The organism is Mailhella massiliensis (assembly GCF_020741395.1).
Lineage (GTDB): Bacteria > Desulfobacterota > Desulfovibrionia > Desulfovibrionales > Desulfovibrionaceae > Mailhella > Mailhella massiliensis_A.
Genome location: NZ_DYZA01000117.1, coordinates 1 through 8,460 on the forward strand (window position 1 = coordinate 1; position 8,460 = coordinate 8,460).

Annotated in this window: 5 protein-coding genes; all 5 read right to left on the reverse strand. The window is 60.4% G+C overall.

What is annotated here, in order from left to right:
• Positions 1–715: 715 nt before the first annotated feature.
• The 5 genes from K8W16_RS06015 to K8W16_RS06035 are packed head-to-tail and all read right to left on the reverse strand — an operon-like array spanning position 716 to position 8,351.
• A complete protein-coding gene (locus K8W16_RS06015) occupies positions 716–1,903 on the reverse strand; it encodes a VWA domain-containing protein (protein ID WP_304122088.1) in 1,188 nt (395 codons plus the stop codon).
• The gene (locus K8W16_RS06020) at positions 1,896–4,295 is read right to left on the reverse strand and encodes a DUF5682 family protein (protein ID WP_304122090.1); all 2,400 of its coding nucleotides are present in this window, start codon (positions 4,293–4,295) and stop codon (positions 1,896–1,898) included. Before K8W16_RS06020 ends, K8W16_RS06015 begins: the two co-directional genes overlap by 8 nt.
• Before the next feature lie 2 nt (positions 4,296–4,297).
• The gene (locus tag K8W16_RS06025; protein ID WP_304122091.1) at positions 4,298–5,407 is read right to left on the reverse strand and encodes an AAA family ATPase; all 1,110 of its coding nucleotides are present in this window, start codon (positions 5,405–5,407) and stop codon (positions 4,298–4,300) included.
• A gap of 9 nt (positions 5,408–5,416) precedes the next feature.
• Entirely contained in the window at positions 5,417–7,045 is a 1,629-nt protein-coding gene (locus K8W16_RS06030; RefSeq protein WP_304122093.1) for a DUF5691 domain-containing protein, read from the reverse strand.
• Entirely contained in the window at positions 7,029–8,351 is a 1,323-nt protein-coding gene (locus K8W16_RS06035) for an SWIM zinc finger family protein (protein WP_304122094.1), read from the reverse strand. The genes K8W16_RS06030 and K8W16_RS06035 overlap by 17 nt, the downstream gene beginning before the upstream one ends.
• Positions 8,352–8,460: the final 109 nt, after the last annotated feature.

Genomic DNA, 8,460 nt, shown 5'->3' on the forward strand with positions numbered 1-8,460 from the left:
AAATCGAACTCAAAGCTCTATTTCCCAACTCGCTCTTCACTTGTCAAAGAACCGTGCCGCTCACTCGCGGCGGTGTTGCTTTATGCAACTTTTCGTTTCCCCTGTCAACAACTTTTTTCAAAAGTTTTTTCGGAGGAAGCGCTTTCGGCTTGCGCTCCTTGGGGCCGCTGTGCCTCAGCGCGTTTTCGAGTTATGCCCATTTCCCCCCGATCTGTCAAACACTTTTTTTACCTTTTTCCGAAGTTTTTTCGAGATATTCTTTCAACACTATGATAATACTCATTCTTTTATCCAATTTTTTTCCTCTTCTCCCGCGCTGAAATACCCGTTTTCCGGATGCTTCCCGCGCCTTCAGGCAAAAACACGGAAAAATATCCCTCGCCGCGACTTAAAAACCAAGGGGAAGGCTGTGACCTTCACCTTGTTAGATGAGCTCTGGAAAGACTCCTCCCATTTCATAAAAAGAACGCTCCGGCCATGCCGCCACAGATGCTCCGCCTCTCCGGGAAAACAACATGCCCGCGCCTCTCTTCCGCAACGGAACGCCTTTCAGCCTCTTCCGGGGACATGCCGCCCGGAGAGCTTCTTTCAGTCTGCCTCTCCTCGTTATCCTGTCCTGCCCGCAGCACACAGTAAGCTCCCTTATAAAAAGCCGAGGGAATATCTCCCCCCGGCACAATCTTCTGGCGACTTTTCCGTCAGAGCCGCCCCTTTCTCAGGAAGCGGCCCTTGCAGGAGGCGTGGTGACTACCCCCTGCTCCGCCGCCCAGAGGCAGATATCCTCCTTCCTTATGGCCGCAGCCATCATGCCGGGGAAGATATCCGGCGTACAGGCAAAGCAGGGGACTCCCAGAGCGGCAAGACGCCCGGCGAGAGCCTTGTCGTAGAAGGGGCTGCCCTCGTTGCTCAGGGCAAGCAGAGTGATGAACTGCACGCCGGACTGCACAAGCTCATTTGCCCTCTGGAGCAGATTCTTCTCCACGCCGCCCTCGTACAGGTCGGAAATGAGCACCATGATGGTGTTGCGCGGATCCGTGATGAGCGACTGGCAGTAGCCCACGGCCCGGTTGATATCAGTGCCGCCGCCGAGCTGGACACCGAACAGGATATCCACCGGGTCGCGCATTTCCTCCGTAAGATCCACCACCGAGGTATCAAAAACCACAAGGCGCGTGCGCACGGCGGGCAGAGAAGCCATGACCGCACCGAAGATGCTGGAATACACAATGGAATCCGCCATGGAGCCGCTCTGGTCGATGCAGAGAATCACTTCCCTCTGAGGCCGGTGCGCCTTACGGCCGAAGCCGATGAGCGTCTCCGGGACCAGGGAATGGTATTCTTCCTGCCAGTGCCGCAGGTTGGCCCGGATGGTGCGGTTCCAGTCTATTTCCGAGGCTCGGGGGCGGCGGTTGCGCACGGCCCTGTTGAGCGCTCCCGTCACAGCTGTGCGCATGGGTTCCTCAAGCTTCTTTAAAAGCTCTTCCACCACTTTGCGCACCACAAGCCGCGCCGTCTCCCGTGTCTCCGGGGGAATGACGCCGTTCAGCGACATGAGCGTGGAGATAAGATGCACGTCCGGTTGCACGGATTCGAGCATTTCCGGCTGAAGCAGCATATCTTTAAGATGCAGGCGCTCAAAGGCATCCTTCTGCATGGCGCGCACTACGGTGGAAGGGAAGTAGTTGCGTATGTCTCCCAGCCAGCGAGCTACGCGAGGGGAAGATGCACCGCTGCCGCCCCGCAGTCCCCTGCCCTCATCTGCGCGATCATAGAGCAGGGAAAGAGACTCGCTCATACCCTTGTCTTCAGGGCTGAGCTGGATATCGGAACAGCAGCTCACGGCTTCATCGCCAAGGGCAAGCATCCAGCGCCGCATGCGTTCCTTTTCCTGCGCATTATCCATGACTCACCTCACTTTTCCCCATTTCGCCGGCAAGGCCGAGCAGGCGCCGCAGAAGCGGTAGAGGAAGAGCCGCCCGCTCATCGTCCCATTCCGCATGCCCCTGCGACATGGCAGGCGCAACAGAGCCTCCGCGACGGGCACGCTCCGCAAGCTGCCTGCGCTCAGGCGCGGAAAACGCCGTGAACGTCCTGCGCAGCATGGGCAGCACCGCGACGAACTGATTTTCGGAAAGCCCCGCCAACCAGGCGTCTACCATGCCCCAGAGAACATCGTCGTGCATAAGCAGCATGGCGCTCTGTCCGAGAAAGGAGGAAAGCCAGGCCGCCGCCATTTCCGGTTCCGACACAGGAGAAAGGGCAAGCCCCATCTGCGTGGCCACGTCTTCCGCAGAAAGGATTTCATCGTCGAAAAGAAGCCTCGCCGCCAGACCGCGCAGGCATGCGTGCACACCGCTCTCTTCCGGGATAAGGCGGAAGAGAGCCGCATGCCACTCAGAAGAAAGATCCTCACGGCTCATGAGGCGCAGCGCTTCATGCGTGGCGCGCAAAGCCTCACCCAGAGGCCGGGAACTGTCCTCGTCGAGGCCCGAGCAGGCTGCGTGCAATCCCACAGCCACACGTGGCACCATACCTTCCACCAATGTGAGCACCATACCTGTGTCCGTGCCGCGCACATCACCGTAGCGGGCAAGGCGAACCAGCTCAGGCAGGGCGGAAAGAAGTTCCAGCGTATCGGTGGCAAGCGCGGCCCTGTCCTTCACCTCGGCTGCGAGGTTGTCCATGATTCCCCTGAGATCGGCGAGCAGCGCAGCGTCCATCAGGCGAACAAGCTCCGCCAGGTCTGCGTGGGAGGCATGGTCCGCTGTGCACCTCTCCGCGGCCTCCAGAAGCGTATTGCCCCAGCGGCTGGCACGGATAATATCAATGACCAGCTTCGGTTCCCACTGCAACTGCCACAGTTCATGGAAAGTGCCTTTACCTCCTCCTTCGCGCCGGTCCGTACCCCAGGGAATGTCCAGAAGCTGCATACGGTGCAGCATGCGGCTGCGCTCCAGATCCTTCTCCTGACGAAGGTCGAGATCCAGCGTCTTCTGCGAGGCCTCGGGCTTCAGCCTGAACCTTTTCTGAAAGCGCTCGATATCCTTCTGAAGCGGAACCATGGGCACCTGTTCCGGTACCCGGCCGAGCTTCTCCCCGATGATGAGCCTGCGCTCAATGAGGCGCATGGGAACTTCGTCCCCCATGCAGACCACGGTAAGGAGTGCTTCCCAGAGCTCGGGCAAGCCCGGCCCGGGACGATGACGCAAAGAGGCCAGCGTTCCGGCGAGCCTCGCGGATTCGATGATATGGGCGGGAGAGCAGTCCAACCCCTCTTCACGGAACAGACGAGCGGCCGTAGTAAGCCAGTGCACGGCGCGCGATTCCATATCCGCTCCGTGCAGAACATGTTCATACCACGCAGGGGACAATACGCCCGCACCATATCCGCTCATGACGCTCAAATCCGCATACGACCAGGGCGCCCAGGTAGCCACGGTCTTCATGCGGGAAAGCCCCTTCAGGCAGGCATTATCCGCCCGGGCGGGCACGTCCGCCTCCAGTGCGGGAACATGCCACGCACCACAGACCACGGCGATGCGGGAAAAACCCTCCTTTTTCGCACGGCGCAGGCATACGCGCATGTGCGCCTCGCGCCGCATCTCCTCTTCCGGCTGCTTGAAGCCCGGCTTCTCGCGCTCCGCCCGCATATCCGTCATGAGCTCACGAACAGCCTCAAAAAGCTCAAGGCCATCCATTCGCTCCTCTATCATGGCGTTCCACCATGCCTCGCCGCTTTCATAGCCGGCAATCGCCGCCAGCTCATCCAAGGGATCGTCATAAAGGCCTTCAGGTTCCTCCCCGGGGGATTCAGTCTCTTCCATCACGGGCTCAAGCTCCTCCGTGACGACTCCAGGTTCCTCCACTGTCGGAGGTGTTTCCTCCGGCTCCGCAGAGACCTCTCCCCTGGCCCTTTTCTCTTCCGCGATATCGGCAAGACGCTGCCGCTCAGTCTCCTCATCCCTCTGTACGGCGAATTTCACGGCGGCGGGAAGATCCATGAAGCGCAGCGGAATGTGCTTCTCCTGCGCATAGCGCAGGGCCTTCCATTCAGGAGAATATTCCGCAAGCGGGAAGAAGGTGGCAAAACGCGCATCCTCCTCCGCATACACCAGAATCGCCACAGGGGGCACCAGTGACTCATCGGCAAGGAAGGAAAGCACGCTCTCCCCTTCGGGGGGCCCTTCCAGAAGAATGCAGTCCGGCTGCCATTGCTCAAGCGCACGGGAAAGACTGCGCGCACACCCCGGCCCGTGATGGCGTATACCGAAAATACGAATCCGGTCTTCGTCCATGTTCAATCCACATCGCGGCAGGCGCGGTACAGGTCCTTCCAGTCGCTCCGTTCCTTCATGACGGTTTCCAGATACTCATGCCAGATCACGCGGTCCTGCACCGGATCCTTGACTATGGCGCCTACGAGACCCGCCGCCACGTCGCCCGCCCTGAGGCTCCCGTCCCCGAAATGGGCGGCAAGCGCCATACCGCTGTTCACCACGGAAATGGCTTCCGCCGTACTCAAAGTGCCGGAAGGCGTCTTGACCTTGATCTTGCCGTCCTCCGTCTTGCCGTTGCGAAGCTCACGGAATACGCGCACCACGCGCCGCACTTCCTCCAGCGCCGGAGCTTCGGCGGGCAGTTCCAGGCTTCTGCCCATCTCCCGGACGCGCTTTTCCACAATGGCGACTTCCTCATCCTCCGTGGCGGGGACAGGCAGCACCACGGTGTTGAAACGACGCTTGAGCGCGGAGGAAAGCTCGTTGACGCCCTTGTCCCTGTTGTTGGCTGTGGCTATGACGTTGAAGCCGCGCACGGCCTGTACTTCCTCATTGAGTTCAGGAATAGGCAGGGACTTTTCCGAAAGGATGGTGATGAGCGTATCCTGTACGTCTGCCGGGATGCGGGTCAGCTCCTCTATGCGGGCGATGCGGCCTTCCGCCATGGCGCGCATGAGAGGGCTTTCCACCAGGGCGTTTCTCGAAGGCCCCTTGGCAAGCAGCTCGGCATAATTCCAGCCGTAACGCATCTGTTCTTCGCTCGTGCCCGCCGTACCCTGGATGATGAGCGTGGAATCGCCGCTCACGGCCGCCGCCAGATGTTCCGAAACCCACGACTTGGCCGTGCCCGGTACGCCGTAGAGCAAAAGCGCGCGATCCGTGGCGAGGGTGGCCACGGCAATTTCCATAAGACGCCGGCTGCCTATGTACTTGGGCGTCACTTCAAAACCGTTTTCCAGCGTACCTCCCATAAGATAGGTGCAGACGGCCCAGGGAGAAAGTTCCCAATGCTCAGGGCGCGGGCGCGTATCGGCCTTTTTCAGTTCAGCCAGCTCTTCGGCAAACTGCTGTTCAGCGTGTCGGCGCAGGACACGGGAGGAAGCGCCGTTCTTTTTTTCTGTCATGGTCATAACACCCCTTTATCGGGTTGACGGTACGGAAAAATATCTGCCGAGCGCCTCACGCTGAAGGGCTACGGCAGAAAAACTGCCCACAATATTGCGGTTGGACGAATCACTGTCGGGCGGGAAGGCGAGAAACTCCCGCGCGCCCGCAAGCATGTCCAGAGGAAGCAGCGCGGCAAGCTCCCCGGCCACGGAAGCGAGATAATAATCCCAATTCTTCGACGAAAGCCTTTCCTTCATAAGGGAAAGGGCCTTTTTCGCGAGAGAGGGGGACATGAGGTATCCCTCCTCCTGCCGGGAACGGATATCCTGCAGAAGGTCAGGCAGGTTTTCCGCCGTGAGCATACTCTCCCAGGCACGATCCCGCTCGCTCCCTGTCAACATGCCCGCAAGGCGGAACCCTCCGAGCCTGTTGCCGGAGCTGCTCGGCCACACGCCTCCCTTCTTCACCCTCTGCAGCATGGCCTGTGCCCAAGAGGCGTCGGCTTCACGTTCAAAGGCGTCCCCCCAGGCTATCTGAAGGACATTCTTCCACTCCGAGCGCTCTGAAAGTTCCAAAAGCTCGTCCGGCGTCTTTCCCGTGTGGGCACTCCACCAGGCAAGAGGCACGGCTGAAGCCATCTGATACAGCCAGCCGGCCCGGGGCCCGAACCGGGAAAAAGGAGATTTTTCAGTAATGAGATCATCCCCCCAGGAAGCATCGTAGCTTTCGGGAGGAACAATGAATTCCTTTTTTTCGCGCCCTTTCAGTGCCGAAACGATGCGACGCAGCACAGAAGGCGCATCTCCCGCTCCTTCTTCCGCCGAAGCGACGTCCATGCAGGAAAGAAGACGCTCACCCATGCGCGCAACATAGCGGCTCCCCGGCAGGCGGGAAAGCAGCTCCGCCGCCGCTTTCTTCACTTCCCTGCCGCGATCCTTCCGAAGTATGCGCTCCAGAAGCTCTTCATCCTCCAAGCTCAGATTGCGAATAAAAAGCGTGAGCAGATCCCTGCGCTCCGCCGCTCCCATGGACGGCATATCGCGCTCGAACCTTTCCCGTGCCGCGCCGGGATCGCGCAAGCGCTCCAGAAGAAAAAAGGCCTTGCGCTGGGCAGGGCGGCCGTGATCCCACGCCTCCTGGTCAAGCTCATCTTCAGAAGCGACGGCAAACAGGCTCCATGCCGGATTGCGGTCGGAAAGCCACAGGCCCCGCTCTCCCAATACACGGGCTAGGGCCGGGCGCAGGGCCGGAGTCTCCCGCCCCATGGCAAGGGCAGGAACGAGAAGAGAGGGCGGAAGCACCATGTTCCTTGCTGAAAGGTACGCTATGGCCTCCCCTTGCAGGCGGAAAAATCCCTCCCGGAAAATTTCTCCGAACACATCCACTACGGGTGCGCTTTCCGGCAGCATGTCGCGGGGCTCCGCCGGGCACACGGGCGGAAGAGGAGCGCCGATTTTTTTCTCCGCGACATGCCCTGCTCTTACGCATACGGCAAGTACACCCGCTCCTCGCAGCAGTGCGCCCGCATCGTCCCCAGGAAAGGCGGCCGCTATCTCCTTCAGAACAAGGCCGGTCGGCGTATCGTCGGGAGAAAAGGCCGGCGGACGCCGCTCCGTGCCGAGCAGAGCCTGCGAACCAAGTATCCTAAGCCTGGCATCCATGGCAGCCTCCCTGTTCACAGGATTGCGTCTGAACAAAGGCCCCGGCAAGGCGCAGCACCTCGCCGTCCCATTCCCCGCATACGGTAAGAGGATTGCCCCCGCTGCGGGCCAGAAGCTCCCATGCCTCTCCGTCACTCATGACAAGGGGAAGCGCCCTGTCCTCTCCGGCCAGAAGATACCAGCGCTCCTCCTCACAAAAGAGCTTCGCTCCAGAAAAAAACAGCGGCAGGGGCAGCTGCCACGGGTTGGCCGCCACGGCGCGGGCCATGGAAGAAAAAGCCTCCTCCAGTGTGAAGGAAGGCAGAGCTCCCCCGGGTTCCTGCACGGGAGCATCAGCAACTACGGCCCGCAGGGGTGAAGCTCCGGGATAGAAGGCAAGGGTCATGCGTACGCTCCCGCCCGGAGTAAACACAGGCTCAAAGGTACGACTTTTGTGGGAAAAATCCAGAAGCAGGGCTATACGTCCCGAGGCGTTGCCGTAAAGCCAGACACGCCGCCGCCAGAGCTTGTCCTCTTCCTCAAAGGTGATGCCGATCACGGTCCACACCTCCGACACGCGCTCTTCCCCGGAAAGCACACTTTCCTTATCGGCGGCAAGGCCGAGGGCGGCGCGTACGTCGGCCTTCTCTTCCGGGGAAAGAGAGTCCATACGGGAAAAGGCGTCCACCAGAAGCTGAAGCTCGCCGAGACTGCCGAGAAGACGGCCGGGCCAGTCCTGCCCGTTGTCCACAACGCCCTCAAGGGCGAGCAGCCGGGCGGCCATGCCCGGGGCCTGCGCATCCACCATGCGCGCGGCGAGACGCCCCCATTCGCCGTACTGCCCTGAAAGAGAAGACAGGCCGCAGCGAACCTGATCGCCCATCCAGCGCGAAAGCTCCTCAAGGCCCGTGGCCATGCGTGCAAGCCGCGCAGCCTCCTTTTTGGGAGAAGGAAGAGCATGTTTTTTCCGTGCCTGCCCTTCTTCCTTTCTTGCGGCTCTCTGCTGACGGCCTTCCAGCCATTCGGATACCCACGCGGGACGCTCGCCCTCGGTAAAAACGGCTTTTTGCTGCGCCAGAAGCAGAAGAAGCGCCAAGGCATGTTTGCAGGGAATTTTCCGGCTGGGACAGGAACAGGAGCAGGCCGGGCCGGAAAGATCCACCTTCACCTGATAGGGTTTGGAACCGCTCCCCTGGCAGAGTCCCCATGCAGCGGCCTCATCAGCTCCAAGAGACTGCCATTTACCGGGGGAAGCCAGGCCGCGCGCCGCCTTGACCGACGACTCATCCGGGGCCATGGCAAGAACAGCATCCACCGTGATATCCATACAAGCATACTCCGAAAGCTGCGATGACGCGCCGTGCGCGCCGGGCAATCCAGAATCGAGGGAAAACGGAGGAGGAAGACTGTCCGGAAAAATCGAAACTTTCCTTACA

Coding starts and splice junctions, on each gene's coding strand:
- K8W16_RS06015 (WP_304122088.1), bottom strand. CDS start 1,903: ATGGATAATGCGCAGGAAAAGGAACGCATGCGGCGCTGGATGCTTGCC.
- K8W16_RS06020 (WP_304122090.1), bottom strand. CDS start 4,295: ATGGACGAAGACCGGATTCGTATTTTCGGTATACGCCATCACGGGCCG.
- K8W16_RS06025 (WP_304122091.1), bottom strand. CDS start 5,407: ATGACCATGACAGAAAAAAAGAACGGCGCTTCCTCCCGTGTCCTGCGC.
- K8W16_RS06030 (WP_304122093.1), bottom strand. CDS start 7,045: ATGGATGCCAGGCTTAGGATACTTGGTTCGCAGGCTCTGCTCGGCACG.
- K8W16_RS06035 (WP_304122094.1), bottom strand. CDS start 8,351: ATGGATATCACGGTGGATGCTGTTCTTGCCATGGCCCCGGATGAGTCG.